Genomic DNA, 16,014 nt, shown 5'->3' with positions numbered 1-16,014 from the left:
CATGCGAGGGCTGATCGTGCGGTTGCGTGGAACTGCACGTACTCGGTGATCACGCCTCCGGGGTGCTGTACGGTCAGGTTTCGGCCGGTGGGCACCTCGTTGGGACCGTCGAGGATTTCTGCGCCATGTTGCTCGACGATGGCCGCGCAGAGACGGGGATCGGTGAAGGTCTTCGTCCAGCCGCCGAACGATTCGTTTGAGGCGATGGCGACGCTGTTCTTCTCCTCACGCTCGGTCAAAGCCTGGAAGATCAACTCGGCGCCGTGGCGATCCAGTTCCATGTATCCGAGTTCGTCGATGCAGAGGAGATCGACGGCCGTAGCGGGCGATGGTCTTGTTCAGCTGCTTCTCGTCGACGGGCTCATCGAGCTCGTTGACCAGCTTCGTGGCGAGCGTGTAGCGGACCCGGTAGCCCTTCATCGCGGCCTCGGTGCCGAGGGCGATCAGCATTGTGCGACTTGCCGGTGCCGGAGTCGCCGATCAGGCAGAGCGGCTGCCCCTTCTTGATCCACTCGCAGCTGGCGAGCGTGTTGATAGTGGCCGCGTCGATATTGGGGTTGGCATGAAGTCGAAGGTCCGCAGCGACTTCTCCCTCGAGAAGCCGGCTGCCTTGACCGCCATTCCGAGCGGCGGTGGGCCCGGTCGTCGCACTCGGCCATCAGCAGTTCGGCGGGGAAGCCGCGGTAGGTCATCTGGTCCTTGACCGCCCGGTCGGCGATGTCGGGGAACTCGTTGCGGATCGAAGGCAGTCGAAGCATGCGGCAGGCGGTGTCGATGGCGGCGTGGGCGGCCTGCTCGGTCAAGCCTCGCTGGCGGGGCAGAGTCACTGGGCTTCTTCCTCTCGGTGTGCGCCGCCGCTGGCGCGACGGCGGAGCAACCGGTCATACGGGGTCACCGGGGGCAATGGCCTGGTGTCCGGCGGAAGGTGGGCCAGCTTCCACTCGTGGAGGAACGTCACGGTCCCCGACGCCCCGGAGCCACTGTCCGCAGGCCGGCCGGAGACGGGTGGCTCGTCCTCGGCCTGGGCGGCCTTGCGGGCCTCCAGAGTGACCGCGTCCGCGGTCAGGGCCCCGGCCCGCAGAGCGGTGGCCAGCCCGGCGACCAAGTGCTCGTGCGGGATGTGCCGCCCCAGCAGCAGCACCTCGATCAGGGCCCGCGTGCCGTCCCGTTCGCCGTGGACCTTGCGGGCCTGAGCCCACGCGTCATGCACCGGTCTGAACCTGCCTGCGGCACGGGCCTGTTCGAGAGCGGTGACGCCGGGGAAGGCGCCCGGCTTGCGGATCAGCGCCTCCAGATAGCGGTCCAGCTCCAGACGGCAGCCGCCCTTGGCGATCAGCCTCTCGTGCCGGGCCACTTCCACGTTCTGGTCGTAAACCACCAGATGAGACGTGTGCAGCACCACCCGGACCCGCTCGCCGACCAGTCGGACCAGCACCGAGTAGCGGTTGGTGCGGACCGTGATCTGGCTGTAGCGGTCGACCCTGGGGGTGAACACCCGACCGGTCTCGCACAGCTCCGGCGGCAGCGGCATCAGCAGCGGCTGTTCGACGGCGAAGTACTCGTCGATGGTCCGCGGCCGCGAGCCGATCCGGCGCCGGCCGTCGTGCAGGTCCCACTGCTCGACCATCTCGTTCAGCTCCGCCAGCGAGGAAACCTCTGGCACCGGGATGAAGTGGTTGCGGCGGAAGTAGCAGATCTGCCCCTCGACCCCGCCCTTCTCATGGGCGCCGTCGATGCCCGGGCGGTAGAAGCTCTCGATGCCAAAGTGCGATCTGAACGGGGTCCACCGATCGGTTTCCACCCTCGCCCGGCTCAGCCCCAGCACCTGGGCGAGTGCGGCCTTGAGGTTGTCGTAGCGGAACGGCCACGCGGGACCCCGCCCAGCACCCGCAGCGCGTGCACGTGGCCCTCGAAGAAGGCTTCCTGGCCGGCGGAGGCGAACACCCGGTGCACGGCCTTGCCCGAGTACGACAGGCGGAAGGAGAACAGGTAGCAGGTCACCAGCTCGCCGGCGAGCCGCACGGCCACGTCGCCGAAGTCGACCTCCGCTTCCATGCCGGGTGGGTGGGTCTGCGGGGCGAACACCTCAATGGGCGCCTTGCCCGCCTCCACCGCGATCTGCGGCTTCCGGTCGGCGACATACCGCCTGACCATCGGATACGACAAGTCGGCGCCGTGTTTCTCGACCAGCCGGTGGAAGATCCGGGTGACCGTGTGCCGCTGCTTGCGCGGCGCATCCAGGTCGGCCCGCAGGATCCCGTCGATCACCGCCTTGTACGGACCAGCGCCGACGGCCGTGGCGGCAGCGGCTTGCGCGGCTCCGGCCAGGCCGAGTCCAGGGCCTTGCGCACCGTCCGCCAGGCGACGTTGTACTTGCGCTCCAGCTCCCGCATTGTCATGCCGCCGTGATGGTCCCGCCGGAGCGCCGCGTACAGCTCGACCTTGGACATCTGCAGCATGACCAGGCCCTTTCACCGGGAACAGCCCGGTGCTGTCGTGGCAAGCCCCCCACTGCCTTCAAAACTCGTGAACATCACCCGACCGTGGGAACGGGCACCTCCCAAACCTGTGTACAACTGCCGTCACGACTCATGAACAAGGCCGGGTACGCGCAGGGCGGCGGGCTGACGGATGAACGCCGAGAGTTCCGCCAGGGCATCCCGATGATGGCCGCCGAGCGGTTCGCCGCGGGCGAGCCGAGTTCGGCGGTCGCGAAGGAGTTTCGGGTCAGTGTCCGCTCGGTGCAGCGGTGGCGGCGGGCCTGGGACAGAGGCGGCCCGCGGGCTCTGCGGTCTGCAGGTTCGGCCTCACTTCCCAGGCTGAGCGAGGCCCAGTTCGCCGTACTCAAAACGGAGTTGGCCAAGGGACCGGTCCGGCGCGGCTGGCCCGAGCAGCGGTGGACGCTGGCGCGGGTCAAGACCGTGATCGGGCGACGCTTCCACAAGAGCTACACCCTCCAGGGCGTGCGCAAGTTGCTGCTCAGGCACGGCTTCTCCTGCCAGGTGCCGGCCAGACGGGCAGTGGAACGCGATGAGGAGGCGATCTGCGGCTGGGTGGAGGAGACCTGGCCGCAGGCGGAAACACCGCGGCGGCGCTCGGGGCATGCATCCTCTCCGAGGACGAGGTCGGCTTCTCGTTGATGCCGCCGACCGCACGCACCTGGGCCCGCCGGGGGCACACACCCGTCATCCGGGTCCGCGGACGCACCTCCCGTCAGCTCTCCGTCGCCGCCCTGGCCTGCTACAGACCAGGGGAACGGCCCCGCCTGATCTACCGGCCCAGTGACGGCACAGCCATCGGCGCGGCGACCGCAGGAGCTTCGCCTGGAGCGACTACCGCGACCTGCTGATTGCCGCCCGCCGGCTGGGTGCCCCCATCGTCCTCATCTGGGACAAGCTCGGCACCCACGTGTGCGCGGACATGCGGGCCTTCATCGATGGCCAGGACTGGCTTACCGTCTTGCAGTTACCCGCCTACGCGCCCAAGCTCAACCCGGTCGAAGTGTGGTCACCTGCTGCGACGCGGCTACACCGCCAACGTCGCCTTCACAACCCTGACCACCTCATCCGCACCGTCCGCGAGGGCCTCCGCAAGCTCCAGTACCGCCCCGCACTCCTCGACGGCTGCCTCGCAGAAACCGGACTCGCTCTCCGGCCCAGATAACTCACCCCGACACCACGAGTTCAAGCTCAGTAATGCCGGACAACGCTCAAGGTGCCCACGCTCCAGAAACATTGGATACCGCCGCAACTGTGAAGGAAGCTGACAGCCTCCGATGCAGTCCGGGCCACCGCATATGCCTGGCCAGCCCCCATGTACGGCGCCGGCGCACCGCCGTTCCAGGCGCCGCCCTTCGGGCAACGGCCGAACGCGAGCGGTCATCCGGTGGGCGCGGTCTTCCTCGGGTTCTTCGTCTCGGTCGTCGCCTCGCTGCTCTACAGCGGTTTCCTCCTGATCGCGTACAAGGATCAGTCGGTCGCTGTGGCCGTCGTCGCCGCGCCCGCGGCCATGTTCGGCTACACCAACGGCCTTGTGCTGATCTCCGCCGTCGAGGAATCACCCATGGCTCTCAGGGACTTGCTGGAGTAGGAGCCGTTCTTCCCGGGCCAAGGCACAGTGGAACCACTAGACCAGCGGCGGAGTCGACTGGTTCTCCCCGCTCGGCCTCGTACTCGCCGCGGCCGCCGCTTGGGGCATCGCCTACCTCATCGGTAACAAGCTCGGTCAGACGTGACTTCTCTTCAGATACCGGTCCGGGCGGCCACCGCCTGGCGCCCGGTCGGTAGCTGAACCCTGACTTTCGGTCGGCCCGCCTCAGTGAAAAGCGGGGCTGTCGCCAACCCCCGCCAGCGCTGCCGCGATACAGGTGACCATCATCGCCCAGCGAGTGTGGCCCATTCGCGCCAGCACAAAACTCCAACCGCCGAGGGCCACACCCATGGCATACGTGGCAACCCAGACACCGAGCGCATCGCCCTGCCCGAGGCGCACGACGATCAGGACCAGACAGACGACGGCGACCAACCCGGCGAGCCCCGCGTACACCCCGCGTGCCTGCCGCACGTCACGCCGCCGCTGCTCCGCGAGCCCCGGTCGGCCCTGGGCCTGGAACTGTGCCCGCAGCTCCTCCGCGCTCGCCTCGGAGGTCAGGGGCCGCCCGCCCGTCCCGTCCGGCCTGTTCACCGCGTCACCGCCTTGCGTAGTCATGGCAGCGGAGCTTAGCGGCCGACGGCCGACCTGACAGAGCCGGGACAACGGCGAGCCGATCCCGAGGCGGAGGCCCAGCGGGGCCTCTGTGCTTGTCCCGACACCCCGGCGTCTCGGCGTCCCGTCGTCCCGACGCCGACGTCTCACACTGCGGTTCTCTGTCGCTTGCTCTTGCGGAACAGCAAACAGCCACAGATCACCAGCAGCAGGCCCGCACCGGCAGCACCGAGGCCGACCGTGAGCAATTCCGTCTCCATCGGCGGGTGGGAGATCTTGTTGGTGCCGGTCGGCGACGCGAAGTGCTCGACGTCTCCCTTGTACGGCTTCGGTGCCGTGTCGACCTTCGGCGGGTTGGCTGCCGCGCGCACCGCGGCCGCGGCGTTGATCTGGCCGGCGCCGACAAACGCGTTGTGTCCGCCTGCCGGATGGTCGGCCGTCCGCATCAAGATCGCTCGCGTCTGGGCCGGGGTCAGGTCCGGGTTCTCGGCGAGCATCAGCGCGGTGACACCTGCGGCGAGCGCCGTAGCCGGGGAAGTGCCGTTGACCGGACGGTAGCCCCCGTCCTTGTCGGCGCTCATGATGCCGACCCCTGGGGCAGCGATGGTGTTGTGGGTACGCACGGTCGAGAAGCCGACGCGCTGGCCTCCCTGATTGGTCGCTGCGACGGAGATGACGTTCGCGTACCCGGCGGGGAAGTTGCCTTCGTTGCCCTCATCGCCGCTGTTACCCGCTCCGGCCAGCAAGGTGACGCCCTTGTGGACAGCACGGGCCGCGGCCGCCAAGTCCTCGCCTTGGAACTCGTGCACGACGCCGCCGCCGAGGGACATCGAGATGACGTCGGCCCCTTGGGCGACCGCGTAATCGATGCCGTCGCTGATCGGGCTGAGTCCTCGCTCGAGTGTTCCCTCCTCGCTCTCGTCGTCGCTGATCACCCGGACGCTGATGATCTCTGCCTTGGGCGCCACCTTGAGGACGTCCGACACCATGGCGGTGCCGTGCACGCCATAGTTGTCATCGCCGGGCTTGAGACCGTCCGAGTCGTAGAAGTCCGGGCCGACCTTGGTCACCCGGCCCTTGAGCGCAGGATGATCAGGGTCGATACCGGTGTCCAGCACGGCAACGGTCACGCCCTCCCCCTGGGTGGTCGCATGCGCCTGCGGCAGGCCAAGGGCAGCCGACTCCCAGCTGACCGGGGCGTTCTCGGCGGCTGATGCGGGGGCCACGCCGAAGCAGAGAGCGGCACCGGTCAGGACCGTCAACGCGGCACCCGTCACCGCCGTGTCGCGCATGAAGCCGGTCTTCATCACGAATCCCCCATCTGCAGGCGGTCCATGTGAGCGCGGAAGAGGGTGACGAGATCCGCGGCGTTGGCACTCCAGGACTCGCGATCGACGTTGTCGCCGTTGCTGTCGCCCCACTCGCCGGGCAGATCACCCGCGACGTAGCCATCGACGGAGCCGACACTCGCCGCCACGACGTACGGCATGTGCTCACCACCCACCGGGGCGAGATCGGCGCCGTTCCGGTGCTTCCACTTGGCGGCCAGAGTGCCGGGGACGGCGTAGGGGACAACCACTCCGTCGTCGAAGAGATGGTCCTGGTAAGCCTCGTAGATGTTGGTCCTCGCCCCGATCTCCGAGGATCCCTCCGGCAACACCACGACCGCGACTGTCGCGACCATGTTCGCGGTGGAGTCGACGTACGTGGCGCGCAGCACCGCCTTGCAGCCGTTCTCCTCGGCGGCCTTCAAGGTATGGCTCGTGAGGCCCTTGTCGCACTCGGTGTCCGGAGAGATCCCTACGCGGTTCCAGATGGCTGCCTCGCGGTCGTGGAGGCCGCCGTTGTATCCACCTCGGCCGCCGAGTGTGGCCGGGAAGAAGGAGTCCACCGGCTCATCCCGCCACATCACGTTGCCGTACTCGTAATTCGGCAGCTCCTGCTGGGCGTTGCTGTACGCGTGCGCGGTGAGCGCGCCACCACCGAGGAGCAGCAGAGCTCCGAAGGCGGCGAGCAAGGAACCCGCTACCTTTCGGCCCGTCCCGCTGCCGGGGGCTCCGCTCTGCGGGCCCTGCGGCGGCCAGGGCGCCTGCCCGTGGGTCGGGACGGCTGTGCCGGGCGGTGGCGCAGCCGACATCGGCGGCTGCTGGGCGTACGGATTGGCGCTGCCCTGCGGGCTTTGGCTTTGCACCGGCCATGGCGCCTGGCCGGGAGGCGGAACCGCTCCTTGGCCAGGCTGCGGTGTGCCCGGGCCCGACGGCTGCTGCGCATACGGATTTACGCTGCCCGGAGTCCCGGGCGGCGGGTACGACATCGGTTTCAACTCCCCCACACGATGCTGCTTCTGCCCGGGGGCACCTGTCAGCTGCAGTGAAGTAAAGATCGTCGGCTCGGCCGGTTCGCCCCCGGAGGGGATACGGTAACCCGTAGCGACCGGCAGCTTTGCGTATCCCCCCGCGAACGTCTGCTGCACCGCAGTACTTCGTTCGTCAACAGGGGTTGTTCTGCTTTTCCGGAAAGAACTCCCGTACCTCTTCCGTAAGAAGTCGTGAAGGTTCTGCGAACGGGCAAACACTCGGTCGGGTCTCACAGGCCCGTCGGATCGCGTGTGGCTTCATGCTGACCTCTGCCTTGACGAGCCCCGATGGCCACCGCGTCATTGCCGGCCCGCCTCGACCCGCTGGCGAACCTGACACGGAGATCTCGGCCGCGGCCTCTTCGAGGCGCTGACCGCGAACGACCACACAGTTGAACAGGCGCGAAGGCGTTCGGGATCGCCAGGTCCAGCGTGGGCAGTGACACGTCGCGGGCGTCACTGGTTCAACTCTGGTTCGCAGTCGCGACTATACTCACTTGCGGCAGACGTGCCCACGTCAAGCACCGATGCTTTCGTTCTATAGCGAACGTAAATCGACAGGGGGGCATGGCGTGACAGCCGGGACGGACATCCAGGATCCGGTAGAGCTCAACCGGGCGGGCGCTGGCGCACGCGAGATCAGTGGGCGCACACGAACCTCAGGGGCTCACCCCGTGGACGAGACGCGCTCGGCATCGCGGGACTTCGGCCCTGGCAACTGGGATGGAGGGCTGGGCTCGGCACTGACTGTCCTGTCGGAGACCTGGTCCTCTCAGGTCTCCGCACTCGTAGCCGACTGCGACAGCCTCGCCAGCCAGTGCGGCGCCTCGGGAACGCTGTATCAGCGCACCGAAGCCACGAACACGCAGAACATGCACTCCCTGGCGAGCGACTTCGGCTGAGCAGTCCTCAGCTCGCCGCCACCGAGCAACCAGCCAGGTCTCACGACTCCGCAAGGGATTCGCCGAGCTCATGCCAACGTACGAACAGCTGTATCACCTCAATCTGGGCAACCTCAAGGCGGCCGCTGACCGCTGGGGGGAAACCGCTACCAAGTTCAAGGCGTTGCACACCGCGTACGGCGACCAGGTCGCTCGGCCCTTCAAGCAGGCCGGCTGGACCCAGCCGGTCCTGACGGTGGCCAAGGCCGACAATGACATACGTGCTGCCCAGCAGCAGTTCGAGAGCGCCCACAAGGAAGCGAAAGGCATTGCCGGCGTTCTCACGTCACTGCACACCGAATTGAAGAAGGCCCGGGACGACCTCCGCCACCTCGCTGACGTCGAAGCCAAGGAACAGAATCTTCGCGTCAGCACCACTGGCACCGTCACCCCGCGCCACGACCTCTCACAGGACGTCGGTGCCCGTAACGACCCCGACGGCCAGGCCGCCATCCGTGAACAGCAAGAAGCCTGTGAGGAGTTCGCCCGCCGTCTCAGGCGCGTCCTGCAGCGCGCCGCCGACGCCGATGAGACCGCATGCTGGGCCCTGCGCCGCGATGTCGGCGGAAACCGAAGCGACTTCAACTCCAAGGTCGTCACCTCCCTCGACGACGCCGAAGCCACGCGCGCCGCCGAGCGGAAGAAGGATTCCCGTACGAAGACCGACGGGTGGGTCGCCGAGGGCGAGACCGAAGCCTCCGGACCCGGCACCGGCACATCGGTCACCGGAGCCGACACCGGGGCCGGCAAGTTGAGCGAGGCCCAAGCGCATGCCGACCTCGGCCGCGCGAGCGCTGAAGGCTCGCTCACGAACGGTCCCCTGAGTCTCACCGGGGCGGCCGAAGCCTATGTGGGCACCAAGGTCTCCGCAGCCGGCGGCATCACCCACGAGGGCATCAAGGGCGAGGTAGGCGCGTTCGTAGGGGGCGAAGCCTCCGCCAACGGGCGCGTCGACGCCGGCCCGGTCGGGCTGTACGGACGGGCGGAAGCCAAGGCGGGCGCCGAGGCGGGCGCCGGCGTCGGGATCGGTCCAGAAGGGGTGCATGCGGGCGCAGAGGCGTTCGCCGGGGCGAAGGCCGGTGTCGCCGGGGGCGCCGACCTGGGGGGCATCGGGGTGGGAGGGACGGCCGAGGGCTGGGTCGGCGTCGGAGCCGAGGCCGAAGCGACTCTCGGCAAGGGCGCAGACGGCAAGTGGCACATCGGTGCGAAGGCGGGCGCCGCCCTCGGGCTCGGTGGCGAGGTGGGCTTCGAGGTCACCGTAGACCCAGGGAAGGTCGCCGACACCGCGAGCGACGCAGCCGACGCCGTGGGCGATGCGGCCGGGGCGGTCGGAGATGCAATCGGCAGCCTGTTTTGATGCACTTTTCGACAGAGCCACTGTTCCCGTAAGGAGGGCTCGAGATGCCCACAACCCTTCCCGTACCGATCGAGTTCGAACTGCCCGAAGGCTGGCGCGCCGCACCGCCGGACGAAGTCGGCGCACCGGCCGCGGCGTTCGTCGCGCTGCATCCGCAATCGGATGCCGGCTTCACCGCGAACATCACGATCGACGGCGAGTACCGCCCGGATGAGGCGACATTGGCCGAGATCGCCCATGCGTCAGTGGAGCGCTTGAACCAGGCAGCCACGTCGGCCCTGGTCACCGGCAGCCGCGAGATCGGCTCTGCAGATGCGCCCGGTTTCACGCAGACGTTGGCTGTGTCCGCCGTCGTCAACGGCGTACCCCGCGATCTCGTCCAATCCCAGGTGTATCTCTCGATGCTGGACGTCACCGATCAGCGCCGGCGGGCGGTGATCCGACTTGTCCTGACAGCCACCGCGTCCCAACACCCGTCAGTCCTACGCGATTTTCAGGACTTCGTGCGCACAGTTCGCCCGGACACCAACGCGGCTCCTTAGTCCGTTCCGCGCACGGCAAGACGTGGACCACCAATCCGACTATTCATAGGTTGATTTCATGGGTCTCTTCGACAAGCTGACCGGAACCAAGCGCCCTGCCGAGGGAGTCGCCCCGCGCTCCGCCGCTGAAGTCCATGCGGCTCTACTGGGCCTCAACAATCCTGACGTCCCTTACATCGTTCGGGACGGCCGTGAGGAGGACGCCGACCTGGTGGCCGAGTGGCGCATCCTTGATCCTGCCTGGCAGACGTTCTTCATCCGCACTCAGGTCAGTCGAGTGTTCCAAGTCCGTATGCGCCTGGTACCTGAGAAGCACGAAGTTCGCTCCCTGGACCAGCAATACGAGGTCACGTGGGTCGGCGGCACCCCCCATCTGGCCATCACGGCCGAGGCCCAACGTGGCCAAGTACAGACGGTCTCGAAGCGCTGGACGCTCGGCGGAGGCGATGACGACGCCCAGCGAACGACCGAGACGTTCAGCTTCGACACCTCTGACCTGAAGACCCCCCTACAGGAAACCGTCCTGAGCTCGGGGTGGACATGGCGCGGAGTCATCACCGGCAAGTTGTGAAATGGGCGGGACTGCATCCGATTCAGGCTGCACGGGGCCCGCGGAAGGTCTGCCATGACTTGAGTCGTGCGACCGCCGCGCTCGACCGGGGCGTGTGCTGCGGACAGCGCACGGTTGACGGATCGCTGGGTCGGCATGAGGTCGTGGCCCGGCGGGCGTCTGAGGGGGCCTCGTCACCCACGGGCCGGCTCCCATGTAGGTGCGGCGAGGACCGGGACGCGTTGGCGTTCGCAGACCTGGGTGATACAGCCGGGGCTGACCCGCCGCCATGGCCGGGTCACCGAACGGCTGCGGGCCGCGCTGGGCGCGCTCGGGCTGGCGCTGGCCGGCCGGGCCGCAGCCCGGCTCGCCACGTTGTTGGGCATCGCGACCAGCCGCAGCACGCTGCTGCGCCGGGTCATGGACCTGCCCGACACGTCCGTGACGGAGCCGAGGGCTGTCGGGGTAGACGACTTCGCACTGCGCCGCGGCCACGTCTACGGCACCGTCGTGATCGACGCCGAGACCCACCAGGTCCTCGACCCGCTGCCCGAACGTGACGCCGCCACCCTCGCCCCGTGGCTCAGAGCCCATCCCGGCATCGAGGTCATCTGCCGCGATCGCTCCGGCGCCTATGCCGATGCGGCGGACACAGCGGCACCCCAAGCGGTCCAGGTCGCCGATCCCTTCCATCTCTGGCAGAACCTGACCGTCGCGGTCGAGAAGACCATCGCCGCGCATCGCTCCTGCCTGCGTGACCTGCCACCTCCCAGTCCGGAGCCCGAGCCCGAGTGGGAGACGCCTGCCGAGGCGGCAGTCGGCCAGGGCGACGAAGCAGACGACCCGACCGGCAAGTTCGCCGAGCGGGCCCGCGCCCACCACGCCTTGGTCCACGAGTTGCTCGACCGGGGCATGGGCCTGCGCCACATCGCCCGCCACCTGGGCTGGGGCCGGCACACCGTCCAGCGGTACTCCCGGGCCGCCCGCTGGCAGGACATGGTCAAGGGGCGCAAGCGTCAACTCCCCAGCAAACTAGACCCGTTCAAGCACTACTCGGCACAACGCTGGGGCGAGATGGATGGGAAGGTGACGATCCTCGACCTCTACCGCGAGATCACCGCCCGCGGCTTCCGCGGCCACTACTCCACCGTCCGCGACTGGGCGCGCCGCGGACTGCCCCGGCCAGAAGGCTTCACCCCCGCCCCGCCACCGCCGTCGGTACGGCTGGTCACCGGCTGGCTCACCTGGCACCCGGCCACCCTCACCGAGGAGGAGAAGCTGCACCGCAAGGTCGTGCTCGACCACTGCCCGGTGCTGGCATCGGCCGCCGAGCTGACCAGTTCGTTCGCGGAGATGCTCACCACGCTCAGCGGTACCGTGCTGCCCGACTGGACTGCCGAGGCCAGGGACGCCAGCCTGCCCGGCATCAGCAGCTTTGCCGTCGGCTTGCACAGCGACTTCGACGCGGTGACCGCCGGTCTGACGACGGACTGGAACTCCGGCCCGGTCGCGGGAGCAGTCAACCGGATCAAGATGCTCAAACGCCAGATGTTCGGCCGCGCCGGATTCGCTCTCCTGCGCAGGCGAGTACTCCTCGCTTCATGACCTCTGTCAGTGGCTCCTGGAATGCTGCCTCAGCCAATGACCAGCGATACCAGAGCCGAACATGGGAACGTGGGGAACCGGCCCATTCGACAGTGACCTTGCCGCAGACTTTGTTGAGGAGTTGGAGGGACTCTCTCCTGAGCAGATCATCGATGTGATGCACAGGGCCCTCCAGCGTGTCGCATACTCCGGCACCCGGGTGGATGGCGGAGACGGGGTGGAAGCCGTCGCCGCTGCTGCCCTGGTCGCTGCTCAAGTTCCTGGCAGCGGGATTGTGATCGACCCTGACGACGGACCGAAAGAGACGCTGCCGCAACTGCCAGTATCCCTACGTGCACTGGCTCGCAGGGCCCTCCACCGTGTCACCGAAGACGGATCCGAGATGACGCAGGGCTGGGTGGACAGCAACGACGCCATCGCCTGGCGCCAAGAGGTGCAGTTGGTCCGTGATGCGCTGGATACAAGCGGCTGACGACGGTCACGCACAGTGGTGGAACCACGGAACTTGCGCCAGACCCTTGCGATGGCCCCACCTGGTGACCGTGCCCGCAGGTGGGTGTCAGTGGGGCAGCTTCGGAACTTCACCCGGTGATCTGCACCTGCCCAGTGCCAAGTGGCCAATCTCAAGGGGCCGCTGAACAACGTCACAGCCACGCTCGCGGAGTGCGACCGGGTCGGCGACAGCCAGGCTGACTACTCCCACAAGCACCGTCGGCACGGAGTGAACATGCAGGTGATGACCGACCACTTGGACGGCTGCTGTGGATCTCGCCCGCGCTGCCCGGCCGCGCCCACGACCTGAGCGCGGCTCGCACCCAACGGATCATCCGGATCTGTGAGCGGCAGGACATCCCACTGCTCGCAGACCGCGCCTACATGGAAGCCGGCCCGTGGGTGACAACACCCCTCAGACGCCCACCGGGCCGCGAACTCACACCAACCCAGCAAACCGTCAACCGCGCGCCATCCCCCGCCCGGGCACCGGGCGAAGGCGGCGTCGCACGACTGAAGTCCTGGCGCACCTTCCGCAGGGCCCGGTGCAGCCGGAATCGAATGACGTCAATCACCGCCGCCGTCCTCACCCTGGAGCGGCAGCCCTGAAAAGGCTCAGTGATCCCCAGCACGATGCGACACTGACAACAGATCCTTGACGCCCGGGAGGGTGAGAACGCCGCGCCCCTTGCTGGCTGCGGTCCGGGCGGTACTCAGGTTGAACTCGTGGAGTTCGGCGGCTCGTGATGGCTCTTGATCGTTGCGGTACGACGTTGTCATGCGGTACGCGCATGGGGGCGGGCTGATACCCAGGCAGCGGGAAAAGCGGGAGGGGGTGCGCCTTGGGGCGGCCGAGCGGTTCGTTCGTGGTGAGTAGACCGAGGCCGTTGCGAGGGAGCTTCGGGTGACGTCGGGGTCGGTGCGACGTTAGCGGTGGGAGCGGGAGTGGGAGCAGGGCGGTGTGGACGCCCTGCGCTCGAAGGGGCCGGCCTCGGTGGAACGACTGAGCCGGTCGCAGTGGGAGCGGCTGGAGCGGGAGTTGAAGCGGGGCCGGCCCCTTCGAGCGCAGGGCTGGGACGACGAGTTCCAGGGGTGGACGCTGTAGCGGGTCAAGCTGCTGATCGGGCGGATGTTCCACGTTGGGTACACGATCCAGGGCGTGTGGAAGATGTTGCGGCGGCACGGCTGGTCCGCGCAGGTACCCCTGCGGCGGGCGATCGAACGCGACGACGAGGCGGTCGAGGTGTGGAAGGCCGAGGTGTGGCCGCAGGTAAAAGGACCGCGGCGGACCTGGGAGCCCGCATCTGCTTCGAGGACGAGGCGGGCCAGGGGCTGAGGCCGCCGAAGGGACACACCTGGGCGCCGCGCGGAGCCCGGCCGGTGGTGCGGGTGCGCGGCCGCAGCCGGGGGGCGGGTCAACATCGCCGGCGGGTCTGCCACCGGGCCGGGCACCGGTCCCGGATTCTTCTTCAAGCTGCACATCCGGCACGGACGCCGGGGCGAGCCGAAGGCGTTCTCCTGGCGCCAGTACCGGGATCTGATCGTCATGACCCATCTGCAGCTCGGAACCCCGGTGGTGTGGCGCCGGGACAACCTGAACGTGCACCCGGTCAAGGAGCTGGCCGGCTTCGCCGAGGAGCACCAGGACTGGTTACAGATCTTCCAGCTGCCCTCCTACGCTCCGCAGCTGAACCTGGCCAAGGGAATCTGGTCGCTCCTCAAGCGGCACCTGGCCGACTTCGCCGCCACCCGGCCTCCCACACCTCACCCGCGTCATCAAGCGGAACCTCAAGAAGATCCAGTACCGGCCTCACCTGGTCGACGGCTGTCTCCTACCCACCGGTCTGACCATGGACGAGGACGCGATCAGACCACCGGACTCCGCGAGTCCAACCTGAGTAGTTCCGGGTTCACGGTCTGTCCCAGGGAGTTACCCCTACTGCCCTTGGTGAGGCGGCTGTTGGGCGTAAGGGTTGGGGTGCTGCGGAGACTGCCCTGGAGGCATGGGGTAGCCCTGGTTGGGAGCCGTGTTGGGGTACTGCTGGTAGCCCGTAGGGGGCTGGGGCGGGTAGCCCGTGCCAGCTGGGGGCGTTCCGCCGCCGGAGCCGGGGCCGCCGTTACCGCCGTTACCGCCGTTACGGCGGCTGCGGATTACCGCGATGGCGATGCCGATGACGACCACGGCTGCTGCGATGCCGACGATGAGGAGGCTGTTGCCCGAAGAGGACTTCTTCTTTTTCTTTGCTGCCTGACTCGTGCTGTCGTTGTCGTCGGAGGCGGCACCGGAATTCGTGGACGTGGACGGCGACGCCTGGGCGAGAGGGCCCTGCTTGGGGCCCTTGGGGATGTCCATCGTCAATGCCGCGTACGGACGGATGATGCCGTAGCCGTACTCCTCATCAGGTGTCTTCTTGACGTCGTGGTCAAGGAACGTGGCCGATTTGATCAGGCGGTTGATGACCTGGCCTGCGGTGAGGTCAGGGTACTTGGCGCGGACGAGGGCTGCGGTGGCGGAGACATAGGCAGTTGAGTCAGAGGTGCCATCGGCTTGTGCGTAGCCATTTGAATGACTCGTGTCCACTCGGACGATGTTCACACCCGGAGCAGTTAGCGTCACTCCTTCGCCGAAATTTGAGTCAGACCAAATCTTTAGTGATTCATCAACAGCGCCTACCGCTACCACGCCTGGAAGCTTCGCCGGATACTCTAGCCCCGCAGCCCCATCATTTCCCGTCCCGGCTACAACAACAACGTTGTGCTGCTGTGCGTACTCGATTGCTTTAGCACCCTCAGAACCAGGCTGGGCGAGAGAATCAACAAATGACATATTGATTACGTCTGCACCCTGATCAACTGCGTATCGGACACCTTCTGCCCACTGCTCGTCATTGAACTCTTCACCATCTCCTGAAGCCTTGATCGGAAGGATCTTGGCCTTCGGAGCCAAGCCGATAACACCTGAAGCATTGTTCGTCCCATGTCCATGACCAGCGATGAGGCTTGCCATACCGGTGCCATGCCCGTTGGTATCATTCTGGGCATCGCCACCTCCGGTGACATCTTTGCCCTTCACTACCTGCCCAGTCAGATCGGGATGATTACCGTCCACTCCGCTATCAACGACGGCAACTGTCACACCCCGCCCCTGTGACTCTGACCAGACCTTATTGAAGTCCATGACGTCAATGACCCACTGCTTGTCGCGGATGTAATCCGCAGAGGCAGTCGGGGCCGAAGTGAGGAGCAAGGCTCCTGTCAACGTCACGACTCCCGTCGTGGACCAGAATCGCTTGACACCCAATTCCTTGCTCCTCACTCAACTACGAGCGGTTCCGCCAGCCTTCACACGGGCGAGCCGCACGCTCTCCGTGCGGCTCGCTTCGTGCGCCTACTCGATGGTCCGCGGTACATTGCGGTTCCGGTCTTCTTTCGAGTTCCAGGTCTCTTCGTCCTTGTGGCCAGAGTCC

The 16,014-nt window shown here is 67.3% G+C and carries 14 protein-coding genes and 4 pseudogenes; 12 read left to right on the top strand and 6 right to left on the bottom strand.

The window, feature by feature from the left end:
- Positions 1-128 precede the first annotated feature (128 nt).
- Positions 129-827: pseudogene (istB, locus tag ABZ078_RS24290) on the bottom strand (IS21-like element helper ATPase IstB); the annotation flags it as partial.
- Positions 824-2,450 (bottom strand): annotated as a pseudogene (istA, locus tag ABZ078_RS24285) (IS21 family transposase). The pseudogenes istA and istB, both read right to left, overlap by 4 nt.
- Before the next feature lie 213 nt (positions 2,451-2,663).
- Here istA and ABZ078_RS24280 point away from each other — a divergent pair.
- From ABZ078_RS24280 to ABZ078_RS24270, 3 genes are all read left to right on the top strand, one after another.
- Positions 2,664-3,140: a winged helix-turn-helix domain-containing protein gene (locus tag ABZ078_RS24280; RefSeq protein WP_356578376.1), complete on the top strand. Its 477-nt coding sequence runs from the start codon at positions 2,664-2,666 to the stop codon at positions 3,138-3,140.
- Between the two features lie 280 nt (positions 3,141-3,420).
- The gene (locus ABZ078_RS24275) at positions 3,421-3,663 is read left to right on the top strand and encodes a hypothetical protein (protein WP_356578328.1); all 243 of its coding nucleotides are present in this window, start codon (positions 3,421-3,423) and stop codon (positions 3,661-3,663) included.
- Between the two features lie 150 nt (positions 3,664-3,813).
- A complete protein-coding gene (locus ABZ078_RS24270; protein WP_356578326.1) occupies positions 3,814-4,089 on the top strand; it encodes a hypothetical protein in 276 nt (91 codons plus the stop codon).
- A 225-nt stretch (positions 4,090-4,314) separates the two neighbouring features.
- On the opposite strand, the gene ABZ078_RS24265 is transcribed toward ABZ078_RS24270, so the two are convergent.
- The 3 genes from ABZ078_RS24265 to ABZ078_RS24255 form a co-directional block, all read right to left on the bottom strand.
- On the bottom strand, positions 4,315-4,707 hold the full coding sequence (locus tag ABZ078_RS24265; RefSeq protein WP_356578324.1) for a hypothetical protein: 393 nt from the start codon (positions 4,705-4,707) through the stop codon (positions 4,315-4,317).
- Positions 4,708-4,850: 143 nt separating this feature from the next.
- Complete coding sequence (locus ABZ078_RS24260; RefSeq protein WP_356578322.1) at positions 4,851-6,011, bottom strand: S8 family serine peptidase; 1,161 nt, start codon at positions 6,009-6,011, stop codon at positions 4,851-4,853.
- On the bottom strand, positions 6,011-6,721 hold the full coding sequence (locus ABZ078_RS24255) for a hypothetical protein (protein ID WP_356578321.1): 711 nt from the start codon (positions 6,719-6,721) through the stop codon (positions 6,011-6,013). Before ABZ078_RS24255 ends, ABZ078_RS24260 begins: the two co-directional genes overlap by 1 nt.
- A gap of 1,013 nt (positions 6,722-7,734) precedes the next feature.
- Between ABZ078_RS24255 and ABZ078_RS24250 the strand changes: the two genes are divergently transcribed.
- The 9 genes and pseudogenes from ABZ078_RS24250 to ABZ078_RS24210 form a co-directional block, all read left to right on the top strand.
- Positions 7,735-7,962, top strand: a complete 228-nt coding sequence (locus ABZ078_RS24250) for a hypothetical protein (protein WP_356578319.1) — start codon at positions 7,735-7,737, stop codon at positions 7,960-7,962.
- A gap of 70 nt (positions 7,963-8,032) precedes the next feature.
- The gene (locus tag ABZ078_RS24245) at positions 8,033-9,358 is read left to right on the top strand and encodes a hypothetical protein (RefSeq protein WP_356578318.1); all 1,326 of its coding nucleotides are present in this window, start codon (positions 8,033-8,035) and stop codon (positions 9,356-9,358) included.
- Positions 9,359-9,402: 44 nt separating this feature from the next.
- A complete protein-coding gene (locus ABZ078_RS24240; RefSeq protein WP_356578316.1) occupies positions 9,403-9,900 on the top strand; it encodes a hypothetical protein in 498 nt (165 codons plus the stop codon).
- A gap of 58 nt (positions 9,901-9,958) precedes the next feature.
- Complete coding sequence (locus tag ABZ078_RS24235; RefSeq protein WP_356578314.1) at positions 9,959-10,471, top strand: hypothetical protein; 513 nt, start codon at positions 9,959-9,961, stop codon at positions 10,469-10,471.
- 240 nt (positions 10,472-10,711) lie between these two features.
- Positions 10,712-12,055: an ISL3 family transposase gene (locus tag ABZ078_RS24230; RefSeq protein WP_356578312.1), complete on the top strand. Its 1,344-nt coding sequence runs from the start codon at positions 10,712-10,714 to the stop codon at positions 12,053-12,055.
- A 61-nt stretch (positions 12,056-12,116) separates the two neighbouring features.
- Positions 12,117-12,527, top strand: coding sequence for a DUF4259 domain-containing protein (locus tag ABZ078_RS24225; protein ID WP_356578311.1), 411 nt, complete (start codon positions 12,117-12,119; stop codon positions 12,525-12,527).
- 180 nt (positions 12,528-12,707) lie between these two features.
- A pseudogene (locus ABZ078_RS24220) lies at positions 12,708-13,156 on the top strand (transposase family protein); the annotation flags it as partial.
- Between the two features lie 520 nt (positions 13,157-13,676).
- Positions 13,677-13,883 carry a winged helix-turn-helix domain-containing protein gene (locus ABZ078_RS24215; RefSeq protein WP_356578309.1) on the top strand — a complete coding sequence of 69 codons (207 nt, stop codon included), beginning with the start codon at positions 13,677-13,679 and terminating at the stop codon, positions 13,881-13,883.
- A 210-nt stretch (positions 13,884-14,093) separates the two neighbouring features.
- Positions 14,094-14,228, top strand: a pseudogene (locus ABZ078_RS24210) (IS630 family transposase); the annotation flags it as partial.
- A gap of 255 nt (positions 14,229-14,483) precedes the next feature.
- Here the strand turns inward: ABZ078_RS24210 and mycP are convergent.
- A complete protein-coding gene (gene mycP / locus ABZ078_RS24205) occupies positions 14,484-15,848 on the bottom strand; it encodes a type VII secretion-associated serine protease mycosin (RefSeq protein ID WP_356578307.1) in 1,365 nt (454 codons plus the stop codon).
- Positions 15,849-16,014 lie beyond the last annotated feature (166 nt).

The organism is Streptomyces sp. NPDC006385 (assembly GCF_040612485.1).
Lineage (GTDB): Bacteria > Actinomycetota > Actinomycetes > Streptomycetales > Streptomycetaceae > Streptomyces.
The sequence above is the reverse complement of the archived record's forward strand: the minus strand, read 5'-3'. Positions and strand labels throughout refer to the sequence as shown.

Coding starts and splice junctions, on each gene's coding strand:
- ABZ078_RS24280 (WP_356578376.1), top strand. CDS start 2,664: ATGATGGCCGCCGAGCGGTTCGCCGCGGGCGAGCCGAGTTCGGCGGTC.
- ABZ078_RS24275 (WP_356578328.1), top strand. CDS start 3,421: ATGCGGGCCTTCATCGATGGCCAGGACTGGCTTACCGTCTTGCAGTTA.
- ABZ078_RS24270 (WP_356578326.1), top strand. CDS start 3,814: ATGTACGGCGCCGGCGCACCGCCGTTCCAGGCGCCGCCCTTCGGGCAA.
- ABZ078_RS24265 (WP_356578324.1), bottom strand. CDS start 4,707: ATGACTACGCAAGGCGGTGACGCGGTGAACAGGCCGGACGGGACGGGC.
- ABZ078_RS24260 (WP_356578322.1), bottom strand. CDS start 6,011: ATGAAGACCGGCTTCATGCGCGACACGGCGGTGACGGGTGCCGCGTTG.
- ABZ078_RS24245 (WP_356578318.1), top strand. CDS start 8,033: ATGCCAACGTACGAACAGCTGTATCACCTCAATCTGGGCAACCTCAAG.
- ABZ078_RS24240 (WP_356578316.1), top strand. CDS start 9,403: ATGCCCACAACCCTTCCCGTACCGATCGAGTTCGAACTGCCCGAAGGC.
- ABZ078_RS24235 (WP_356578314.1), top strand. CDS start 9,959: ATGGGTCTCTTCGACAAGCTGACCGGAACCAAGCGCCCTGCCGAGGGA.
- ABZ078_RS24225 (WP_356578311.1), top strand. CDS start 12,117: ATGGGAACGTGGGGAACCGGCCCATTCGACAGTGACCTTGCCGCAGAC.
- ABZ078_RS24215 (WP_356578309.1), top strand. CDS start 13,677: ATGTTCCACGTTGGGTACACGATCCAGGGCGTGTGGAAGATGTTGCGG.